Source organism: Fictibacillus nanhaiensis (assembly GCF_042686385.1).
GTDB lineage: Bacteria > Bacillota > Bacilli > Bacillales > Fictibacillaceae > Fictibacillus > Fictibacillus nanhaiensis.
The window spans coordinates 2,598,410-2,620,631 of sequence record NZ_JBHUPF010000006.1 but is presented as its reverse complement, the minus strand read 5'-3'; the positions used below and the strand labels follow the sequence as shown (position 1 = coordinate 2,620,631).

The 22,222-nt window shown below is 39.6% G+C and carries 12 protein-coding genes; 8 read left to right on the top strand and 4 right to left on the bottom strand.

Going from position 1 to position 22,222, the window contains the following annotated elements; genetic code table 11:
- Window positions 1-64: 64 nt before the first annotated feature.
- The 4 genes from addB to ACFS5O_RS16995 are packed head-to-tail and all read left to right on the top strand — an operon-like array spanning window position 65 to window position 11,893.
- Window positions 65-3,568 carry a helicase-exonuclease AddAB subunit AddB gene (gene addB / locus ACFS5O_RS17010; protein WP_205725890.1) on the top strand — a complete coding sequence of 1,168 codons (3,504 nt, stop codon included), beginning with the start codon at window positions 65-67 and terminating at the stop codon, window positions 3,566-3,568.
- Complete coding sequence (gene addA, locus ACFS5O_RS17005; protein ID WP_205725891.1) at window positions 3,565-7,302, top strand: helicase-exonuclease AddAB subunit AddA; 3,738 nt, start codon at window positions 3,565-3,567, stop codon at window positions 7,300-7,302. The genes addB and addA overlap by 4 nt, the downstream gene beginning before the upstream one ends.
- An 11-nt stretch (window positions 7,303-7,313) precedes the next feature.
- The gene (locus tag ACFS5O_RS17000) at window positions 7,314-8,495 is read left to right on the top strand and encodes a metallophosphoesterase family protein (protein ID WP_205725892.1); all 1,182 of its coding nucleotides are present in this window, start codon (window positions 7,314-7,316) and stop codon (window positions 8,493-8,495) included.
- Entirely contained in the window at window positions 8,492-11,893 is a 3,402-nt protein-coding gene (locus tag ACFS5O_RS16995) for an AAA family ATPase (protein ID WP_205725893.1), read from the top strand. Before ACFS5O_RS17000 ends, ACFS5O_RS16995 begins: the two co-directional genes overlap by 4 nt.
- 36 nt (window positions 11,894-11,929) lie before the next feature.
- Here the strand turns inward: ACFS5O_RS16995 and ACFS5O_RS16990 are convergent, their stop codons facing one another.
- From ACFS5O_RS16990 to ACFS5O_RS16980, 3 genes are read right to left on the bottom strand one after another with little or no spacing between them, the layout of a single operon-like run.
- Window positions 11,930-13,060 carry a Ger(x)C family spore germination protein gene (locus ACFS5O_RS16990; protein WP_205725894.1) on the bottom strand — a complete coding sequence of 377 codons (1,131 nt, stop codon included), beginning with the start codon at window positions 13,058-13,060 and terminating at the stop codon, window positions 11,930-11,932.
- Entirely contained in the window at window positions 13,057-14,154 is a 1,098-nt protein-coding gene (locus tag ACFS5O_RS16985; RefSeq protein WP_205725895.1) for a GerAB/ArcD/ProY family transporter, read from the bottom strand. The genes ACFS5O_RS16990 and ACFS5O_RS16985 overlap by 4 nt, the downstream gene beginning before the upstream one ends.
- Window positions 14,151-15,746, bottom strand: a complete 1,596-nt coding sequence (locus tag ACFS5O_RS16980) for a spore germination protein (protein ID WP_205725896.1) — start codon at window positions 15,744-15,746, stop codon at window positions 14,151-14,153. Before ACFS5O_RS16980 ends, ACFS5O_RS16985 begins: the two co-directional genes overlap by 4 nt.
- Before the next feature lie 162 nt (window positions 15,747-15,908).
- Here ACFS5O_RS16980 and ACFS5O_RS16975 point away from each other — a divergent pair, with 162 nt between their 5' ends.
- Together ACFS5O_RS16975 and ACFS5O_RS16970 are read left to right on the top strand one after the other, a co-directional pair.
- A complete protein-coding gene (locus tag ACFS5O_RS16975; protein ID WP_205725897.1) occupies window positions 15,909-16,580 on the top strand; it encodes a hypothetical protein in 672 nt (223 codons plus the stop codon).
- A gap of 15 nt (window positions 16,581-16,595) precedes the next feature.
- Window positions 16,596-17,669 (top strand): efflux RND transporter periplasmic adaptor subunit, encoded by a 1,074-nt coding sequence (locus ACFS5O_RS16970; RefSeq protein WP_205725898.1) that lies wholly within the window; start codon window positions 16,596-16,598, stop codon window positions 17,667-17,669.
- A 240-nt stretch (window positions 17,670-17,909) separates the two neighbouring features.
- Here ACFS5O_RS16970 and ACFS5O_RS16965 read toward each other — a convergent pair whose 3' ends face one another.
- Window positions 17,910-19,664, bottom strand: a complete 1,755-nt coding sequence (locus tag ACFS5O_RS16965; protein WP_205725899.1) for a B12-binding domain-containing radical SAM protein — start codon at window positions 19,662-19,664, stop codon at window positions 17,910-17,912.
- 194 nt (window positions 19,665-19,858) lie between these two features.
- Here ACFS5O_RS16965 and ACFS5O_RS16960 point away from each other — a divergent pair, with 194 nt between their 5' ends.
- Both ACFS5O_RS16960 and ACFS5O_RS16955 read left to right on the top strand, forming a co-directional pair.
- On the top strand, window positions 19,859-20,743 hold the full coding sequence (locus tag ACFS5O_RS16960) for a fumarylacetoacetate hydrolase family protein (RefSeq protein ID WP_205725900.1): 885 nt from the start codon (window positions 19,859-19,861) through the stop codon (window positions 20,741-20,743).
- Window positions 20,744-20,779: 36 nt separating this feature from the next.
- A complete protein-coding gene (locus ACFS5O_RS16955) occupies window positions 20,780-22,204 on the top strand; it encodes an NAD-dependent succinate-semialdehyde dehydrogenase (RefSeq protein ID WP_205725901.1) in 1,425 nt (474 codons plus the stop codon).
- Window positions 22,205-22,222: the final 18 nt, after the last annotated feature.

The following is a 22,222-nucleotide window of genomic DNA, read 5'->3' as shown; positions in this document are numbered from 1 at the left end:
TGTCCTAATAGATTATGAGATAATAGAGTTAGAATTCAAGTGCGGAACAGGGGATGAACAAAAAATGAGTTTGCAATTTATTTTGGGACGATCCGGCAGCGGAAAGTCCCACTCTGTATTTAAGGAGATTCAAAAAGAACTTACAGAATGTCCTTCAGGCAATCCGATCATCTATCTTGTACCCGATCAGATGACTTTTCAATCGGAGTATAAGCTAGCTTCAACACCTGGTCTTTCCGGAATGATGCGTGCACAAGTGTTTAGTTTCTCAAGGCTTGCTTGGCGTATTCTTGGTGAGACTGGTGGTCTGACAAGAATGCACATCAGTTCTACCGGAATAAGAATGATGCTGCGAAAAATTGTTGAGCATAAAAAAGAGGACCTTAAAATCTTCCGAAAAGCTTCAGAACAAAGCGGTTTTTACGAGCTGCTCGAGTTAATGACTACAGAACTTAAACGGTATTGTGTTTCTGCAGACGACCTTTCGTGGAATGCCGAAACACTGCTTTCTCTTGGACAAAAAGAAAATAACAAAAAAGTGCTTAAGGACAAACTATCAGATCTGAGTGTCCTTTCAAGTGCCTTAGACGAAGCACTAATTGGAAAGTATATTGATTCAGAAGATTACTTACGTCTGCTCCAAGCAAAGATTCCTTTATCAGAGAGCATCAAGGAAAGTGAAATTTACATAGATGGATTTCATTCTTTTACTCCTCAAGAACTAGAAGTTGCGGCTGGATTAATGGCACATGCCAAAAAAGTAACCATTGCACTTACGACAGATGAATTCTTTAATTCAGGCTCAGAACCTCATGAATTAGATTTGTTTAATATGACTAAAAAAACGATAAAGTCACTAACAACACTGGCGAAAGAACTCGGTGTGTTCGTTGAGGAGCCGATCTATCTTCATGAGAAGCCAAAGTTTCATTCAAGTGCTATCGCTCACATCGAAGAACAGTATGATCAAAGACCTGCTATACCTTCTCACAATCATGAAGGTGTTGGAGTAGCGGCTGCAGTTAATATTCGTTCTGAAGTTGAGGGAGCAGCAAGGAAAATCACAGAACTCGTTCGTGACAAAGGATATCGATATCGCGATATCGCTGTCACCGTACGTAATTCGGGTAGTTATCAAACACTGATCGAAACGGTGTTTACAGATTATGAGATACCTGTTTTTCTGGATCAAAAAAAATCTATGCTTCACCATCCTTTGATCGAGCTCATACGTTCATCATTAGATATTGTCTTAAAGAATTGGCGCTATGAATCTGTTTTTCGAGCGGTTAAAACAGATATGCTCTATCCGCTTGACGAGATAAGAAAAACAACTTCTGAGATGAGACGTTGTATGGATGAACTCGAAAATTATGTGTTAGCACTCGGTATTCAAGGAAACAGGTGGACAGATCCTAAACCTTGGAAATATAAAAGGTTTAGAGGGTTCGAATCAGAAGATTTTGGAAAGACAACCCGTGATGATGAAAAGGAACAATTGATAAACGATATGCGAGATATCATTGTATCCCCATTGAGTCGTCTTTCTAAAAACCTATCAAACAGTAAAAGCATCATTCAATATTGTAAAAGTCTTTATCAGTTTCTTGAAGACCTCAATGTGCCGATGAAACTTGAACGCTTAAGAATTCATGCCGAATCCGCAGGGAAACTACGAGCAGCATCTGAACATGGACAAGTTTGGAATGCGGTGTTAGGGCTTTTAGATGAAATGGTAGAGTTGACTGGTGAGGAAGAACTTTCAAAAGAAACGTGGATGCAAATGCTTGAAACAGGGCTTGAAAGTCTTAAGTTCGCTCTTGTTCCTCCTTCTCTCGATCAAGTGTTAGTAGGAACGATGGAAAGGTCTCGTTTCACGGACGTAAAGGTAAATTTTGTTCTCGGTGTAAACGATGGAATTATTCCGTTAAAACCAAAAGACGATGGATTACTTTCAGAAGATGAAAGGGAAGCTCTTGAAAGAAACGGTGTAGTGCTAGCACCGACTGCTCGCAGAAAGCTGCTAGATGAACAGTTTATGATCTATCTCGCACTAACGAATGGAAGTGACCATTTGTTTGTTTCGTATGCACTAGCAGATGAGGAAGGAAAAACGTTGCAGCCTTCCATGGTCATACAGAGATTGCATGACCTTTTCCCTGATTTGAAGGAAGAGCTTTATCAAAACGAACCCGCTTCACAAAATGATAAGGATTTTGTACAGCATCCGATAAAAAGTATCTCTTTTTTAAGTGCTCAGCTCCGCGAATGGAAAAAGGGATATCCGATCTCCTCTATCTGGTGGGATGTATACAATTGGATGATTGAAGACAACGAGTATGATCTCTATGCAAAGCGAGCTCTTTCTTCTCTTTTTTATTACAATCGAGAAGCACCACTCAGCTCATCTGTATCCAAAGAACTTTATGGCGATAAGATCTTAACGAGCATCTCGAGGATGGAGCTTTTTCAGTCATGTCCATTCTCTCAGTTCATGTCCTACGGGCTTAAGCTAAAAGAACGACAAACGTACAAGCTAGAAGCTCCTGATATCGGACAACTTTTTCATGCTGCGTTAAAACAGATGAATGATTCATTACAACAAAGAAGCGTGGCCTGGAGTGATCTTTCTAAGGGAGATTGTTATCGTTTAGCAGGAGATATTGTTGAACTTTTGGCACCACAGCTTCAGCATGAAATTCTGTTAAGTTCCAACAGACATCTTTATATTAAGAAGAAGTTAAAAGAAGTAGTTGGAAAGGCTTCACACATATTAAGTCAGCACGCAAAGGCAAGCGGGTTCTCACCTGCAGGTCTTGAATTAGCATTTGCTTCTGGTGCAACATTGCCACCATTAACCTATACATTACCGAACGGCACGACGATGGAAGTCATCGGACGTATCGATCGTGTGGATACAGCCAAAAGTTCAAAAGGACTTCTCATGCGCGTGATTGACTATAAATCCAGCTCAACTGGACTCAACTTGGCAGAGTTATATCACGGCATTGCTCTGCAGATGCTGACCTATCTAGATGTTGCGGTCACACATTCACAAAGCTGGTTAGGTGAAGAGTCCGTTCCGGCAGGGGTTCTGTACTTTCATGTTCACAACCCGCTTTTAAATCAAAAGAAACTGCTTAGTGTGGAAGAAATCGAAAAAGAAGTGTTAAAGAAATTTAAGATGAAAGGTTTAGTTCTTGCAGAAGAAGAAGCCGTTCAACTTATGGATAGTACCATGGAAAAGCGTTCTTCTATCATTCCTGTCGCTCTAACTCAAAAAGGATTTCATAAGTCACATTCCTCAATCGCCTCAAGTGAGCAGTTTAACACGATGCGTAATCATGTTCGAAAGATGGCTGTAAGGAGTGGAGAAGGAATTACAAACGGAGTGATCGATATCTCTCCATATGAGATGAAGAAAAAAACACCATGTACGTTCTGTTCGTATAAACCTGTTTGTCAGTTTGATCAAACCCTTGAAGAGAACCAATACCGTCAACTTCGTTCTGAGAAAGATGATGTTATTCTAGAGAAAATGCATGAGGAAGGAGGAAAGGTCAATTGAAGACTTTAATCCCAAAACCAGAAGGTGCAACATGGACAGACGAGCAGTGGCAAGCTATTCAGGCCAGAGGAGAAAATGTTCTCGTTGCTGCAGCAGCTGGATCAGGTAAAACAGCTGTCCTTGTCGAGCGGATCATCACGATGATTCGTGAAAAGATTGCGGATGTAGACCGTTTGCTTATCGTTACATTCACAAATGCTGCAGCTGCTGAAATGAGAAAAAGGATAGGAGAAGCGATTGAAAAAGAGCTGTCTTTAAATCCTTCATCTCTTCACTTAAGAAGACAGCTTAACTTGTTAAACAAAGCATCGATCTCTACTCTTCATTCTTTTTGTATAGAGGTGCTTCGTAAACATTATTTTGAAACGGACCTCGATCCAGGATTTCGTGTGGCAGAAGAAACTGAAGCAGAACTTATTCGCCAAGAAGTGATAGAAGATTTATTTGAAGAAGAGTACAGCAAGGGAGAAGACCATATTTTTTACCAAGTGGTCGATGCTTATAGTTCTGACCGAAATGATATGGAACTTCAAAAACTCATCTTATCTCTCTATGATTTTTCTCGAAGTCATCCTGATCCGAACGGCTGGCTAGATCAGATGGCAGAAACGTATCAGGTCCAAGCTGCAACCATTGACGATCTTCCTTGGACGAAAGAGCTTTTGTTCGATATATCAATACAGATAGAAGGCGTTCGTTCGTTGGCTTTACGAGCAATCGAGCTGAGTGAGCATCCAGGAGGACCTCTTGCATACGCAGAAACACTTCATGAAGATCTCGTCTTTATCGAACGATTACTTCGTGCGAAGAATAGCTGGAGTGAGCTTTATGAGGAATTTCAAGCCTATGAGCCGCCGAAGTTAAAAGCAATTCGTGGCAAAGATGTAGATGAAGAATTGAAAAATAAAGTAAAAGCCATGAGAGACAACATTAAAAAACGGACAGGTGCATTAAAAGAAGAGTATTTTGAAAGACATCCTGATTCGTATATCGTTCATATCGAAGAGATGGCTCCTGTTGTTAAGGAACTTTCTTCCTTAGTGAAAAAATTTGGGGAACGCTATCTAGCAGCCAAACAAGAAAAATCTCTTGTTGATTTTGGAGATCTTGAACATTATTGCCTTGGAGTTTTGAAAGGTGAAGGGTCAACGATGGATGTGCCCGTTCCATCAGATGCGGCGTTAGAGTACCGTGAAAGATTTGTAGAGGTGCTAGTTGACGAATATCAAGATACGAATTTTGTTCAAGAATCCATTGTTCGCTTAGTTTCTAAGGATGGGGAAGCAGGAAACATGTTCATGGTAGGTGATGTAAAGCAATCCATCTACCGATTCAGACTTGCAGAACCACTTCTTTTTCTATCTAAGTACAAACAGTTTACGAAAGAAGGCGGCAAGGGGTTACGAATTGACCTTGCCAAAAACTTTAGAAGTCGAAACGGAATCTTGCAAGCTACAAACTATTTGTTCAGACAGATCATGAACGAAACAGTAGGTGAAATTGAGTACAGCGATGATGCTGAACTAAAGCTTGGTGCCACTTATTATCCTGAGCAAGAGGGAAATGAACCAGAACTTCTTCTTATTAATAAAAGTCAGCCTGTAACAGATGAAGAAGGTCTTGAGAATGGAGAAGTAGAAAAATCTGAGCTTGAAACCGTCCAGTTAGAGGCAAGAGTTATAGCTGAAAAAATAAAACAAATCGTTGGAACAACGGGGAATTCTCCTCATCTCGTTCTTGATAAGCATACGAAAAAATTGCGTCCTGCAAAATACAAAGACATCGTCATGTTGTTCCGGGCAACCTCCGTATGGGCACCGGTCATATTAGAAGAGTTTAAACAGCAAGGGATACCAGCGTATGCTGAACTCTCAACTGGTTATTTTGATGCGACGGAGATTCATGTCATGATGTCACTGTTAAAAGTGATCGATAATCCACTGCAAGACATACCGCTTGCGGCTGTTCTACGTTCGCCGCTAGTCGGGATGACAGGTGAAGAACTTGCAGTGATCAGATTGAAACAAAAACAAGATCATTATTTGGGAGCCGTAGAACTGTATCGTACAGAAGGAGAAAACGCTCGGATTCAAGAGAAGGTCTCTATGTTTTTAGAGCAGCTGGAAAAGTGGCGTCATCAAGCACGTCAAGGTTCTCTTTCTGATCTGATCTGGGACATCTACCGAGAAACTGGATATTTTGATTATGTAGGCGGATTAACTGGTGGAAAACAGCGGCAAGCAAACTTAAGAGCACTATATGATCGTGCGAAAATGTATGAAAGTACATCTTTTCGAGGGCTTTTCCGTTTTCTTCGATTTATTGAAAGAATGCAGGAGCGTGGAAAAGATTTAGGAGCTGCAAGAGCTTTAGGTGAACAAGAAGATGTTGTTCGTGTTATGACGATTCATAAAAGTAAAGGTCTAGAATTTCCTATCGTATTCGTTGGAGGTATTAACAAACAGTTCAATACAAGAGATTTAAACGAAAAAGTGTTGCTTCATAAAGAGCTTGGACTGGGGACTCAATATATAAATCCAGAATACCGCGTTGCCTATCCGACACTGCCGAAGCTTGCGATCGCCGGAAGAAAGAAAATGGAATTAATCGCAGAAGAGATGCGAGTACTATATGTCGCGCTTACACGTGCTAAAGAAAAACTGTATTTAGTCGGCACAGTTAATGACATTGAAAAATCTGTGGATGCGTGGAGGGATTCTCTTTATGAAGAAAACTGGATTCTACCAGACTTTGAAAGAGCTGGAGTAAAGAGTTATCTTGATTGGATCGGAAGAGCTGTCATCCGGCATAAGAATGCAGCGCCTCTTTTATCGCTACTCGGAACAGGTGAAAGAGGAAGAGGTGAAGTCTATATAGATGAAACAGACTGGAAGATTGAGGTTCTTCCAGCGAGTCAATATGAAGAGTTAGAAGTGGAAGAGAAAGATAAGCAAGAAGAATTGCTGAAACAGTTAGAGAACTTTGAAAGAGTGAATGTTGCTTCAGATGACTTTGATGAAGTGAAACGTCGTCTAGAATGGTGTTATACACATAAACAATCCACATATACCCGTTCCAAACAGTCAGTTACAGAGATCAAAAAACAATATCAAGCAGATGAGTACAGTTCTACCGAATTAGTTAAAGCTGCCCAACAAGTTATACATGAGCGGCCGAAATTTATGCAAGAAGAGCAGTTGAATGCAGCTGAAGTGGGTACAGCCATGCATATGGTCATGCAGCATGTTGATTTTAGAAAACCAAGTACAATTGAATCTCTACAGGATCAGCTTGCAGAAATGGAAACGAAAGAGTTACTTACAAGAGAACAAGCTCAATATATAGAGCTTCCTCAAGTTCAGAAGTTCATGGAAGGGCCACTCGGCAAGAGAATGAAGACCGAGAACTTGAAAAGAGAAATGCCGTTTAGTATGGCACTCCCGATATCAGAGATTCAAAGAGATTGGTCAGGCGAAGATGAACATGTTCTTGTACAAGGTGTTATTGACTGTCTGATCGAAGAGGAAGACGGATTTATATTGATAGATTATAAAACAGACAAAATCACGCACCGCTTTACAAACGGTTATACAGGAGCAAAGGATATCCTGTACAAACGATACGAACTTCAGCTGAATTTGTACGCTAAAGCTATTGAAAGAATATTAAAGAAGCCTGTTAAAGAAAGTTATCTTTACTTTTTTGATGGGGGACACATTCTTCATGTGAGATAAGGAGGGATACGATGCGACTACTTCATACAGCCGACTGGCATCTTGGGCGTTCATTAGAAGGACGCAGCAGACTTCATGAACAACAAGAATTTTTGGACGAACTTGTTGAAATCGTACGACGGGAAAAAATAGATGCTGTTCTGATGGCAGGAGATGTATTTGATACGGTAAACCCTCCAGCTGCGGCAGAGCAAATGTTTTATGATGCACTGTCACGAATTAATAGAAACGGAGAATGTCCGTTCATCGCGATTGCTGGGAATCATGATCATCCTGAAAGGCTAGCAGCCTCTTTTCCCCTTTTAAGAGAGCTAGGCATCACGCTTGTAGGACTGCCAACGCTTGAACTTCAGCGTGTTCCGATTAAGAGAACGGGAGAGATCTTAGAAATCGCTGCTCTGCCGTATCCTTCTGAATCAAGACTAAAAGTACTCTTGAGTGAATCTGCTGAAGAATTAGATGTTAGAACTCAATATGATGATTGGGTGAACTCGTATTTTAAGCAGATCACCTCTCACTTTACGCCAGGAAACGTGCATGTTGCGATGAGTCATCTTTATGTTGCAGGAAGCAAGGAAACCGATTCTGAACGACCTGTTCACATTGGTGGTGCGTATACGGTAGCTGCAGAAAGTCTTCCGAGTGCAGCTCAATACGTTGCATTAGGTCATCTGCATCGTCCGCAAAAAATTAAACGAGCCAAAACAGATGCAAGATATTCAGGTTCTCCTCTATCCTATAGTTTTTCAGAAAGTGGACAAGCAAAATCTGTGTTCATCATTGACGTTGAACCAAACGGAACTGCAGAAGTTGAAGAGGTGTATTTACGTTCCGGAAAGCCACTAGTAGCATGGGAAGCAAAAGATGGAGTCCAGGAGGTCATTCATGGAATTCAAGATGGTTTGCATCAGAATTGCTGGATTGATCTATCCATACATGTACAAGATGCACTGTCTATGGAACAAATTCAGCAGCTCAGAAAAGCACATGATGGAATTGTTCATATCAAACCTGTATTTCAAGAAAAGTCTGGAGACCAAGTCACTGTATCTGCACAAAAACTACCTGTTGATGAACTGTTTACAACGTTTTATAAGCGACAGACTGGGGGAGCGGTTCCAGACGAAGAGTTGATCTCGTTATTTCTTGATCTTGTTGGAGAAGAGGGAACAGAAGGAGAGGAACGAGAATGAGACCTATAGCATTAACCGTTTCAGGTTTGCAAAGTTTTCGAGAAGCGCAATCCGTTCCTTTTCATGAGCTTTGCTCTGGTGGTGTCTTCGGTATATTTGGACCGACTGGAAGCGGGAAATCCACGATTCTAGACGCTGTGACACTCGCTTTATACGGAAAGGTAGAACGAGCGGCTGGTGGAACACATGGAATCATGAATCAGGCAGAAGATAAACTGTCTGTTTCGTTTACTTTTCAAATAGGTGAAGGTACTCAGCAAAAAGAATACAGCGTGGAACGAATCTTTAAACGAAGTGGCGAACATTCCATCCGGACAAGTACTTGTCGATTAATTGAAGTGGTAGATCATGAATCTATCGTTCATGCCGACAAAGAACGGGATGTCACTCGTCATGTTCAAGAGCTGATCGGACTAACAATTGATGATTTTACGCGGGCAGTCGTACTGCCTCAGGGTAAGTTTGCTGAATTTTTATCTCTTAAAGGTGCTGATCGAAGGCAGATGCTGCAACGTCTGTTTCAACTAGAAAAGTACGGAGATCAATTAAATCAAAAGCTAAAGAAGCGGTCAGATGAACAAAAAAACCGTCTGAACGAAATTACAGCAGAGCAAACAGGATTAGGTGAAGCTTCTTTAGAAACATTGGAACAGGCATCTGTTCACTTAAAAGAAAATGAAAAAAAGTTAGAGCTTCTATCAAAACAATACAAAGAAGAAGAAGAGAATCTCAAAATCCTTGAGGTGTTCTGGGATGCTCAAGTTCAAAATGAAAGGCTAATCGAAGAAAGAAACGAACTGCAAAAACAAGAAACTTCTATGGAACGTCTTCAAGGGGATTTAAGAAAAGCTATTTTTGCAGATAAGATTTATCCTTACGCGAACGAATGGAAGCAGTCACTCACAGAAGAGAAAAAAATCCGCGAAGAGCAAGAGCAATTAAAGAAACAAACTGTACAGCTTAAAACCATTCTTGACGAGCTTGAGGAGAAATATGAAATAGCCAAGAAAGCGATCAATCAAGAAGAACCTGTTCTTATTGAAAAAAGAAGTGGCTTAAAAGAAGCGGTTCTATGGGAAAAAGATCTGGATAAAAAAAATCAGATTTTGCAAACCGAAATGGAAAGACATAAACAGTTAATCACATCGTACGAAGAATGCGAAAAAGCAGAGTTTGAAGCAGCGCAAATACTTAAACGCGGGAAAGATAAACAATCTGCCCTAAAGAAAGAATTATCTCAAATTGAAATCACTCAAAAAGATCGCAATCTGTTTCAAAAAGCGATCTTACTGAATCAACGCTTAGAAGATGTTCAAGAAGAAGAGAAAGAGATTCAAAAAGAAATCTCTAAATCAGAGACTGAGATGAATGCTGAAGAAATAATAAGAAAACAGATCAGTTCAAGAGTATCTGACACTTTTGATGCAGGAAAAAAACTGCAGCACCATATTCAACAAATGTATGAAGAAGTTTCTGATGCGCTGCGCTCAAATGAAAAGATCTCAAAGGCTCTATTGGATAAACGGATTGAATGGAAAAACGAACAAGAAAAAATAAGGATCAACCAATTGGCAGCACAGCTTTCTGCAGAATTAAAAGAGAACGAACCGTGCTCGGTTTGTGGTTCAACTACCCATCCTTCACCGAACACAACGCATGAAACGATTGAACATGAAAGCGGGCGTATTCAAGAACTAGAAGAAGATCATGAACGTTTGAAAGAACACTATCATGTGCTCAAACATCTTAGTGAAGGACTTGAAAAGGATTCCCAAAGGCTTTGGGAAAAACTAAATCTCGCTGAAGCTGAAATCGCAGCATCAGATCAAAGTACGATTACAGTGGAGAAAGAAACAATCAGCTCGTTCTCTCTGGACCAACTTAACGACCATATAACGAGAGTAAAAGGTATACAACAAGATAAGCTCCTTATTGAAGAGCAAATGCAAAATTTATTGTCAAAATTAGAGGAAGATCAAAAACAATTTGAACGAATATCAATTTCTGTTGAAAATAAGGAAGAGACAACGAATAAGTTAAAACAACAGCTTGGTTTGATAACAAAAAAAATGGATCAAATTCATTTGGAATGGAAGCAAGGGGAAATCCCTTTTTCGCAAGAGGAAATAAGTGAGAAGCTAGAACTTTTTCAACAAAAAGAAAGTCGCCAAGCTGAAATCGTAAAAAGTTTAACGATTGCAGAAGAATTTCTAGAAACACAAACGAAAAAAATGGATTCGGCCAAAGAGCAAAAATCTGATTTGAAAATGAAAATATCGGTCTCTTCTAACCAGCTAGAAATGCTTCAAAAAGAAATTCAAAGTTTAAAAGAAAAGCTGTACGACAGAGTAGGCGATGAAAAGGTTCAACGAGTTCTTGAAGAAGTTCAAGATGAGTTGCAGAAGATGAAGACAGCATTCGTTCGCTCAGAACGGGAGTATGAAGATGCTAAAAAGCAGTATGTCGAAAGTGATAAAGTATATCATGCTGCTGTTCAACGAATGAACGATGCTGAAGCAAGGTTAGAAAAAGCAAAACAAGAATGGAACAAACGGTTGAGTAAGTCTGATTTCCAATCATACGAAGACTTTGAAAGCTGTTTAAAAGATGAGAACGTGCAGTTGGAATGGGAAAAGCAGTTAGTGGATTACCATGATCGGTGTAAATCAAATGCTATGGCTTTAGAAGCGATAAAAGAAAAGCTTCCTAAGGAGATTCTTTCAGATCAACATGTTGAATCTGCCAAAAACCAGCTGAGAAGTCTCAAGCAAGATATGAATCATACGCATGAGGCTGTTGGAGAAGCGCGACAAAGGTATATGATGATCGAGAAAAATCACACACGTTACAACGAACTGGAGAAGGAACGAAATAAAGTTTCAAACGTACTAGAGAAACTAGGTAAACTTCAGGCTGTATTCCGTGGTAATGCTTTTGTTGAATTTATGGCAGAAGAACAGCTTCATCTTGTAACACGTGATGCGTCAGGGAGGCTCGCTAAACTTACTCGTGGACGTTATGCGATCGAAGTCGATTCAGCAGGTGGATTTGTTATACGGGATGATGCAAACGGTGGAATCAAACGTCCCGTCACCTCTTTATCTGGTGGAGAGACATTCTTAACATCACTTGCACTCGCTCTCTCGCTTTCTGCTCAAATCCAGCTAAGAGGGAGATTTCCTCTTCAGTTTTTTTTCCTAGACGAAGGATTCGGCACACTGGATCAAGAGTTGTTAGATACAGTTGTAACCGCACTTGAAAAAGTCAGAATGGAAAACTTTTCAATCGGCGTAATATCCCACGTACCAGAATTAAAAGCAAGATTAACGAAACGATTGATCGTAGAACCAGCGGAGCACTCAGGCAGAGGAACTCGTGTCAGATTAGATCAGTTGTAAAAAAAGATGCAAGGCAATTACGCCTTGCATCTTTTTTTATTCGATAATACCATGACCAATAACTTTCACATTCACTGAAGCGGTATAATCAATATTCGGATACTCTTTGTTCCAATCTAACTTTTTCCACGTTGGATTATGAAACGCGATTAATTTTCTACCTACACCAAAAGCGTCGCTGTTCATGTCTTGCAAATCATGGAGGATGGTATTTGCATCCTTTGTCAGTCTCTTCGATAATGCTTTTTCAATGTTTTGGATTTTCTTTTTCGTAGTAAGGTTATCCCTTGGGTATTCAGTAATTACAACTTTCATATCTAGTTTAATGTGAGCAGATATTTTATCATCTGGAGAAACATTCACGTTGAACGTTCGTTTGTTCTTTTTCACTTTTATTGAAACATAATTTAAAATTCTGTCTTTGTGTTTGTCTGTGATTTTTTTCGTTAATGACATGGATAGATGCTTTTGTTTTCCTGTTAGCAATGTATACATGACCCCTTGAGCCCCATAAATCTTGCCGACCATCTTATAACCATGAAAAATGGCAATCCCATTAACAGATACATCATTCTTTTCTGGAACGAGATAAGGCAGACCAAAATCTTGACCGGGATCAAACATGACAGGACAAATCGTTTGAATATTTTCTGTTGGAACAATAGAAGCCTTCTCTGCTGACCTCACAGATTCATTTAGATATTGACCTATACCAACCGTTGTTTCTGTTTCCTCAAATTTGGAACTGATCACATCAGATGCTTTCCCTTTTGCTACGGCGATTCGTGCGTTAAGAGCGGATTTAGGGTCACGATAGAAAACATCTAAAATATGATAGATGTCGTGTTCAGCAGCATTTTCTCCTAAAATGACAATTAAATTTTTGGAAGCATCCACTTGCTCAGATATTTTTCGGTCAAGTTTAATTCTACTTTGTCGAGCCGTGTTGCCTACAGCGTAGAAAACCTGATTATTCACTTGTCCTACTCCTCCTGCTTCAGTATTGATAGATTGAGGAACAGATGCTGTGTTTTTTATTTTTCCGTTCTTTATATAATCGAATCCTGCCGCTCTGACTAGTTTTGTTTCATTTAGCTGTGTTTGATCCCAACATCCACTTAATAAGAAAAGGCTAGAAAAAAGAGAAAGTAATGTAGCTTTCCTCATGTGGAAACCGCTCCTTTTTCTTTCTTCTTTCGGATTACGGCAATCAGCAACAAGAAGATGGGAAAGAGTGCAGAACAGCACAATGCTGACATCCCGATCAGTTTTGACCACAGTTGAACATCTATTTTACTTGCTGGAATTGAAGCGATCAATGCACAAATAACTCCTACATAAGGTGCAGCTGTTTTATGATGTTTTAGTTTAAATAGCGACTGTACGCCTTTTGCCGTAAAGAACAGATAACTAATAAGAGATGTTGTAACAAACACGATCCATATGGATAAGAAGATAAGGTCTGTTCTCTCCAGGATTTTGAATGAAAAAGCTTTTAACATATAAAGCACTGGCTCTGGGACAATTACAATTTCAACAGGATTAAAAAAAATATATGTTGTGAATGTCACAAAGCAATAAAAAAGGGTGACACATAGTGAAGCATACGATATGACTTTCAATTTACTGTTTGATTTTCCTTGCGTATAAGCTAAAAATACAAGTGCTGTATCAAAACCTAGTAAAGAGATTAATGCATCTGTAGACCCTGAAAGGATGGTTTTGATGCCCGTTGCTCCAACTGGAAAAGCATAAAGAAGATGAACATCCGTATAGGCATAGGCAACAAAGATAAACAGCACAAGAAGTAAAGGTGATACTAACATCAAAAACCTGGCGATCTCTCGAGCCGTACATGTAATACAATAGACGCACGTAAAAGCTAATATGGATATTACGACTAAACGTGGAGTCTGAAAGAAAATCCATTTAGATACAATGCTGTTATACAGGATGAGAAGTACTACACAAACAGAGAACAAGTGAAGAACGAATAACGTATTTAGAATGACTCCTAATTTTGTTCCAACAATCTTAGGCATAAAATCAAAGATCGTCTGCTTAGGATACATCTCACAAAGCTTCCAAATCGCAAGTATGGAGATCTGAATAAAGAGTCCTGCTAATAATAGTGACATCCAACCGTCTGTTTTGGCTTTTGCAAATAACGTATAAGGAAGAGACAGGACACCAACTCCAATTTGGGATTGAACGATAATAAAGAACAGCTGTCTATGAGTAATCGTGTGGCTGTTATTCATGACTTATCCCACTTTCTTGTATGATTATCTTCATCTTTTTTAATTGGCGTGATATCACTCGGTCGAGAGTTCATCTTGAAAAAAGGTAATCGAATGATCGTATCTTTTAAATCTCCAATTTTAAACGGTGCAAGCGGTGCAAAATAGGGTGTGCCAAATGAATATAAACGGCAGAGATGAAAGAACATGAGAATCAATCCGAATACGATTCCTAAGAAACCGAATGTCGCAGCAGCTACCATGAATGGAAAACGCAATAAACGAACTGCCAAACTCATCTCATTAGAAGGTACTGTATAAGCAGCAATCGCTGTCGTCGCAACAACGATGATCATTAGGTTTGAAATGAGTCCTGCTTTTACAACCGCATCTCCGATTACCAAACCACCAACGATAGCGATCGTGGAACCGATTCTAGTAGGTAAACGAATAGCGGCTTCACGGATTAACTCGATCGTAAGTTCCATCACTAATGCCTCAAAAAGTGGAGGGTATGGAATATTTTCAAGTGAACTTTTCATCAAGAGTATGAGAGCGGATGGGATAACCTCGAAATGAAAAGAAACGATTGCAATATAAAAAGCTGGCAGACCAATCGCAATGTAGAAGCTAAACAACCTGATCATTCTATAAAAGCTACCTAACATCCAACGTTTGTTGTAATCATCTGGTGTTTGATAGAACACAAAAAAGTTGACGGGTGCTAGGTTTACGGTAGGTGAGCTGTCGTATAATAGTGCTACTCTTCCTTCCATCAGGTTAGCAGCTACACGGTCAGGTCGTTCTGTACTCAACGTTTGCGGAAATAGACTAAATGTTTTATCTTCAATACTCTCCTCGATATTACCTGGAGTCATAACAGAATCTGCTTCAATAGCTTTTATTCTCCTTTCAACTTCATGAAGTACATCTGGGTTAGCAATATCTGACATGTAAAGCATCGCAACATTTGTGTGAGTCTCTTTACCAACTTGTAAATACTTTACAACTAGCTTAGGACTTTTGAGTCGCTTTCGAATGAGCGCTATATTCGTTGACATGCTCTCAATAAATCCTTCATGAGATCCACGAATAACGGCCTCGTTATCCGGTTCTTTAATATCGCGTTCTGTTTTAACAGGAGTGAATACTGAATAATAACAGGTTGTGTCTTTCGTAAAGATCAATGTATAAGATTGTAAGATTAACTCTTGAATCTTTGAAAAATCTGTTTGCTGTTTAAAGTCAATATTGATGACTTTTTCGAAAGTATGAAGATCAATATCTTTGTCCAGTTCAAATAGAGGATTCAAGATCAAATCCTGAAGTTTCTGTTTATCAATAATAGAGTTTAAGAAAATCAATGCCACTCTGCTTTTATCAGCAGGCATTTCAATCCAATGAGTCATCAAATCTTCTGAAGAAGAAAAGCTTTTTTCAATGTCTTTTAGCAGATCATCGATCGATTGATTTTGTTTACTATTCGCATCCTGCAGAGAGTGAGAGGTATTAACAGAATCTGTTTGAGAGGATGGACTAGACTCTTGGATTTTATCTTCATTACTGGTGTTTTTTTGTTCTAGCAATTTTCTTGGCTTTTTAAAGAAAGTCATGATGAACATCATCCCGATTCGCAATAATTTGGTTTAGTTTTCGCTACCTCAACGTATTTATGCGGATAAGGTACTATTTTTCAAAAATGAGTCAGAAATTGTCATTATGAGTAAAAAATTGTGATAACATAGACAGAGATAAAGAGAGAAGGGGGCGGCACCATGACAGGAAGAGCACAATTTATTCCTGCTTTAACAAAGCCGAATACATACTTTGCGTTTTATAATGAGTGGAAAGATAAAGAGGGTTTTTGGATTCGCTTTTTTGCTATTTTAATCACAAGTGGATTGTTGCATGCACTTTCATTTTTTGCAGCGTTTCCCTCATTCAAAACGATTTCTTTTGTAGAGGCAGCAAAACTAAGTGGAACGGAACTTGAGTTGTTACGATATCTCATCGCTTTAGTAGGCGGTGCTTGGGGAATGATTGTCCCGTTCTTAGTGGTAAATTCAGGAGCACTTTTTTTATATGTTTTCTTCCGTGATATTGGATATAAAGCACTCTTTTATGTAATGACAACGGTATATCTCCTATTTATTCTCGGATTACTTTTTGAACTTCCGGTTCAGTTTGTAACAGGTGCTGAAGAAGTTGTTCAGCCGTTAGGATTCGGTTTTGCGGGTGTGTTGTTCTTTAAGCATGGCTTTTGGCAAGAACTATTAAACAGCATCAATATATTTACGATTTGGGGTTCAATTGTTTTGTATTATGCACTTCGACAACTATCGTTTAAGGAAAAGAAATACTGCCTCGTTGTTACGATTGGATTTGTTGTGATGTTCATTTTATTATCTTCACTATACGCTGCATTAGCTAGTGGACAGCTGGTTTAAGGAGGAGACACGATTATGAATAAACTGAAATGGGTTGCTGCAGCTATTATGGTTGTCCTCCTGCTTGTAATGAACATCGTGATTTTTGATAAACAAGAATCTGCCGCTGTTGAAGCGCCAAGAGTTAAAACCGGTCTATCTTTACAGAAAGATTTTATTAGGAAACACAAAACAACGGGTGTCGCTCAATCAAAAAACACCTTTGAAATTTATGAAAATGCATCACTTGGATCAATAAAGGAAGTAATGGTTTCGAAGGGTGATACGGTTACTTCTGGTCAAACGTTAATTACATATGAAAACGAAGAGATCGAAAAAGAACTTCGCGATTTGAAGCGAGACAAAGAATCAGCTGATGTTCGAAGTAGTCATTATTCCGGACAAATAAGTGAATGGAAAAGTGAACTTTCAGATTCTGATGAAGAAAAAGACAGCAAAGATGCTAAAGTGCTTCTTCAAGAAAAATTAGCTGAAGCTGAGTTGCAAAGTGATTTGGCTGAAAACGAAAGTTCTGTCTTATCAGATGAAATATCGGAACTAGAAAGAAAACTCGATGACCTTAGTGTAAAAAGTCCAGCTGACGGTGTCGTATCAGAATTAAATGGAGTTGGCGATGAAGATTCGCTTATGACTATTGTAGGACAAGGAAACTTTGAACTAGTTAGTAATATCGACCAAAAAATGGCTTCACTCGTGAAAACTGGGGACCAAGTTCAAATCAAATCCACAGGTAAGAAATCATTGAAAGGAACCGTACAAACGATTTTGCCAACTGAACAGAATACCTTTACGTTAACTGTTCTTGTCGAAGATGAAGCGGCTTGGGTTGAAGGACAATCCGCTACGATCATCCTAACAGAAAAAATGGCAGAAAAAGCGACTAGCGTCCCTAAGAAAGCCATCTTAAAAGACGATGGGGAAACGTATGTGCTCACGATTGTTAAAAACAAATTGTATAAACATAACGTTTCCACGGGTCTAGAGCAAAAGGGGAACGTGCAGATTACAAAAGGACTCAAAAAAGGTCAGGTAGTCGTGCTGAATCCTTCGTCTGTATTTGTTTCAGGGCAACCGGTTTTAAAGAAGTAGTTCTTTACCTTTTACCTATAAAAATGCCAGTGGGATTACACTAATTTGACGTTTTTTTAAGAAGAAAAAGGGTTTCGCATGTATATTACTTGCGAAACCCTTGTTTTTTTACTTAGCTTTTTTTAGTTAGTGTCTTTACTCTTTTTCGTGCTAACTTTTAGGGGTTGGAGCGGCAGGGGGCTCACCGCCCGCCCCGCGGAAAGCATGTACCCTGGAACGGAAATCCCCGCTTTAACGAATTTAAGAATTTTTTGTTAGCAATGACTTTTTAGATGTTGTGAACACTTTTGTTGATTGTTGCTTAGGATCAAACAACGCGATGAGTAAGAAATCTTTCTCACTTTGTGGCTCTAATTGATCGGATAGTGGATCGATCGCTGTATCCGTGACAAACGCGTGCTTGTGCATATCTTTTTCAGAAAGAGCCGGAAACCCATCAATCATTTCAGGATATTGTGCGAGCAGTGAGAGTACTTTTGATGTTTCTTCTTTGTTTTGTGTGTTCTCCCACCATGGCTTACGCGGTTTGAACTGTTGTCTTTCTAAATAATCAAGTTTCATCAAGCTTTCTGCAACTGGAAGTGAGTGTGGTGCAGCTTCTGTTAAGAATGCGATCAAGCGCGTATACAAATCTTCTAACTGATGACCGATTCTTGACCATCCACGTGTTTCCCAATAAGTCCCGAATTCTTGGAAGAAGTCAAAAGGCGATTGGAATACATGATGTATCAAATATTTAACGGTATGATCCATGCGATGATCGTTCCAATATTTTTCTAATACGTCTTCAACTTGTTTGATACGGATAATTTCATCAAACGTTAGAACGTTGTTTCCTAAAATTTCATATGGAGAATGATCCATATACACATAGTCATGTTTTTCAGCTGTTAATCGTAGCCCTGTACCTCTTAACATCTTCAAGAAACCTAACTGAACTTCTTCAATGCCAAAAGCGAAAACGTCATTGAACGTCTTTCTAAACGAATTGTAATCTTCCTCAGGTAAGCCTGCGATTAAGTCTAGATGCTGAACGATCTTCCCGCCATCTCTAACAGTTGTTACGGTACGTGTGAGCTTTTCAAAATTCTGTCGGCGTTGTACCAATTCGTTCACAGCGTCATTAGTCGACTGCACACCAATCTCAAAACGGAACAAACCTTTTGGTGCATGTTCATTTAAATAATCAATGACTTCGGGTCTCATGATATCTGCTGTGATCTCAAACTGAAATACAACCCCTGGTCTTCTGTTTTCAATAAGGAATGAGAACATATCGAGTGCATAATCTCTGCGAATGTTAAACGTTCTGTCTACAAACTTAATTATCTTAGCCCCGTTATCCATTAAGAAGATCAAATCGTCTTTAACGAGTTTTGGATCAAAATATCGAACCCCAACTTCAATAGAAGATAAGCAGAACGCACATGAATAGGGGCAGCCGCGGCTTGTCTCAAAATACGTGATCCGTTTTGATAAAGACTGGATATCTTCTTCGAAGCGGAATGGAGATGGTACTGTTTTTAAGTCCAGTTTCTCTCGTGGCCCGTTAATTTTAGGATTGCCATCTTTTCGATATGCCAGCCCGGCAACAGAATCGAAGCCACCATCATTCTGAATCTGAGTGAGTAGATGTTTAAACGTTTCCTCACCTTCGTTCACAACTATAAAGTCTACTTCTGGAATGTGTTCGAGCCAATGCGCTACATCATAAGATACTTCAGGACCACCTAAGACGATCTTCGTTTCCGGTTTGATCTTTTTAAACATCTGGATTACTTTAATCGTCTCTTCAATGTTCCAAATATAGCAGCTGAATCCAAGAACATCAGGTTCTTGGCTATAAAGGTCGGTTACGATATTTAAAGAAGGATCTTTGATCGTGAACTCTCGAATCGTTACAGGAAAGTCAGGTTCGCTGTAAGCTTTTAAATAGCGTAACGCAAGACATGTGTGTATATATTTAGCATTTAACGTACTTAGTACAGTTTTCATAATTTTGATTACCTCATTATTGTTACCCTAAGAAAGGGCGTTTTAGATGACAAACTATTTTACCATATTTTAAAAAGAATCAAAAACGAGTATTGTCTATTTACACAGCAAATTTCTTTACGGTACAAAGTCAGAACCGATATAGTAGTAATCATTAAGATGTAAGCGTTACTTAAAGGAGGATTCAGGTTATTGTGAAATGGGTTACAGCTGTTAAAAATGACAAGTGCTTCATAGGCATCGTACGAGAAGAAAAGATTATAAATGTATCAGAGCTCGCGGAAAAAAGCGAGATGGAATTTCCTTCAACCCTACTAGAGGCGATTTCTCTTGGTGACGAATTTTTAGAAAAGGTAGAGAGCTTAATTCACTCTGATCTAGTACCCAACCATACATACGAACTCAATGAGATTCAATTAAAAGCACCAATTCCCCGGCCAAGTAAAAATGTATTCTGCATCGGGAAGAATTACAGAGACCATGCGATAGAAATGGGAAGCGAAGCAGACATTCCGGAAGATATCATGGTGTTCTCAAAAGCTCCTACGTCTGTAATCGGTCATGATGAAGGGATTCCTAGTCATTCTACCATAACCAATCAACTAGATTATGAAGGTGAGTTAGCTATAATTATTGGCAAAACGGGTACGAGTATAAAGAAGGAAGAAGCGATGGATCACATTTTTGGTTTTACGATCATCAACGATATTACCGCTCGTGACCTGCAACAGAAGCACAAGCAATTTTTACTCGGAAAAAGTCTCAACGGAACTTGCCCGATGGGGCCATGGATCGTCCATCACTCTGAGGTACCAAATCCAAGTCGCCTATCAATTGTCACAAAAGTGAACGGAGAAGTGAGACAGAAAGGAAACACATCTGATCTTATCTTCGACATACCCACGATGATTAATGAGCTTTCAAAAGGTATGACGTTAGAAGCTGGAGATATCATCGCGACAGGTACACCTGCTGGAGTAGGTAAAGGGATGAAGCCTCCTGTTTTTTTAAAGCCTGGAGACTCAATCGAAATTACAATTGAAGGAATCGGGACACTTCGTAATGAAATAGTAGAATGAAGTCGAATTAACTAGTTACATAGAGGAGGAATTCATTTGGAAAAACTGCTTTATATTAACGGTTCATGGACAGGAGATTCTCTTGAAAAAATAGAGGTGTATAATCCTGCTAACGGTGAAGTGGTAGGGACTGTAGCATCTTGTGGAAAAGAAGAAACAGATGCTGCGATTGATGCAGCGCACGAAGCGTTTCCGAGCTGGTCAAAGTTAACGGCTTATGAGCGCGCTGACTATCTGATGAAACTGCATGACTTAATGATCGAACAAAAAGAAGAATTAGCAGAACTAATGACGCTTGAGATGGGAAAACCATTAAAAGAATCTGTAGGTGAAGTGATGTATGCTGCTTCTTTTATTAAGTGGTATGCCGAAGAAGGTAAGCGCATCTACGGCCGTACGATTCCTTCTAGTGCCGAAAATAAGAGAATGCAAGTATTACGCCAGCCTGTTGGGGTCGTTGCAGCCATCACACCGTGGAACTTCCCGGCAGCAATGATCACAAGAAAGCTTGGTCCAGCGCTTGCAGCTGGCTGTACCTTTATTGTGAAGCCACCAAAAGAAACGCCACTAACAGCGATTAAGTTAGTCGAATTAGCCGATCAAGCAGGCTTTCCAAAAGGTGTCATCAATCTTGTAACAGGATCTTCTTCTGTAATCGGCAAAGCCATTATGGATTCTGAGAAAGTTAGAAAAGTTACCTTTACTGGCTCTACAGAGATCGGTAAGAAATTGATCGAGCAAAGTGCCGCAACTGTAAAGAACGTTTCTATGGAACTAGGCGGACATGCTCCAGCTGTTGTTCTTGAGGATGCCGACTTAAATAAAGCAGTCGCTGGAATCGTAGCTTCTAAGTTTCGTAACGCAGGTCAAACGTGCATCTGTATTAACCGAGTATACGTACAAGAAAGTGTTTATGAAGAGTTTGTAGAACGAGTGGCTGCTGAAGCTAAGAAATTAAAAGTAGGAAACGGTATGGAAGAAGGTACAGATATCGGTCCAATCATTAACAAAGACGGGTATGAAAAGATCTCCGAACACGTGGAAAATGCGGTTTCAAATGGTGCAGAGTGTGTAACAGGAGGAAAAGGAAGAGCAGATAACGGTGGGTATTATTACGAGCCGACGGTCCTGAAAAATGTTTCACAAGATATGCTGATCATGAATGAAGAAACGTTCGGTCCAGTCATTCCAATTCACAAGATCAGCAGTGTTGAAGAAGGGATCCGCCTTGCAAACACGAGTCCGTTTGGTTTAGCGGCATATGTTTATACAGAGAGTATGTCCAAAGGAACTCAAGTGGTTGAAGGTTTAGATTACGGAATCATAGGCTGGAACGATGGTGTTCCTTCTGCTGCACAAGCACCGTTCGGAGGTATGAAAGAGAGCGGTCTTGGCCGTGAAGGTGGAGTAGAAGGTATGGAAGCTTATCTTGAAACGAAATACGTAAGTTTCGTATTATAAAATCTTTCTAAGAAACCA

Coding starts and splice junctions, on each gene's coding strand:
- ACFS5O_RS16965 (WP_205725899.1), bottom strand. CDS start 19,664: ATGAAAACTGTACTAAGTACGTTAAATGCTAAATATATACACACATGT.
- ACFS5O_RS16985 (WP_205725895.1), bottom strand. CDS start 14,154: ATGAATAACAGCCACACGATTACTCATAGACAGCTGTTCTTTATTATC.
- addB (WP_205725890.1), top strand. CDS start 65: ATGAGTTTGCAATTTATTTTGGGACGATCCGGCAGCGGAAAGTCCCAC.
- ACFS5O_RS16980 (WP_205725896.1), bottom strand. CDS start 15,746: ATGACTTTCTTTAAAAAGCCAAGAAAATTGCTAGAACAAAAAAACACC.
- ACFS5O_RS17000 (WP_205725892.1), top strand. CDS start 7,314: ATGCGACTACTTCATACAGCCGACTGGCATCTTGGGCGTTCATTAGAA.
- ACFS5O_RS16995 (WP_205725893.1), top strand. CDS start 8,492: ATGAGACCTATAGCATTAACCGTTTCAGGTTTGCAAAGTTTTCGAGAA.
- ACFS5O_RS16990 (WP_205725894.1), bottom strand. CDS start 13,060: ATGAGGAAAGCTACATTACTTTCTCTTTTTTCTAGCCTTTTCTTATTA.
- ACFS5O_RS16970 (WP_205725898.1), top strand. CDS start 16,596: ATGAATAAACTGAAATGGGTTGCTGCAGCTATTATGGTTGTCCTCCTG.
- ACFS5O_RS16975 (WP_205725897.1), top strand. CDS start 15,909: ATGACAGGAAGAGCACAATTTATTCCTGCTTTAACAAAGCCGAATACA.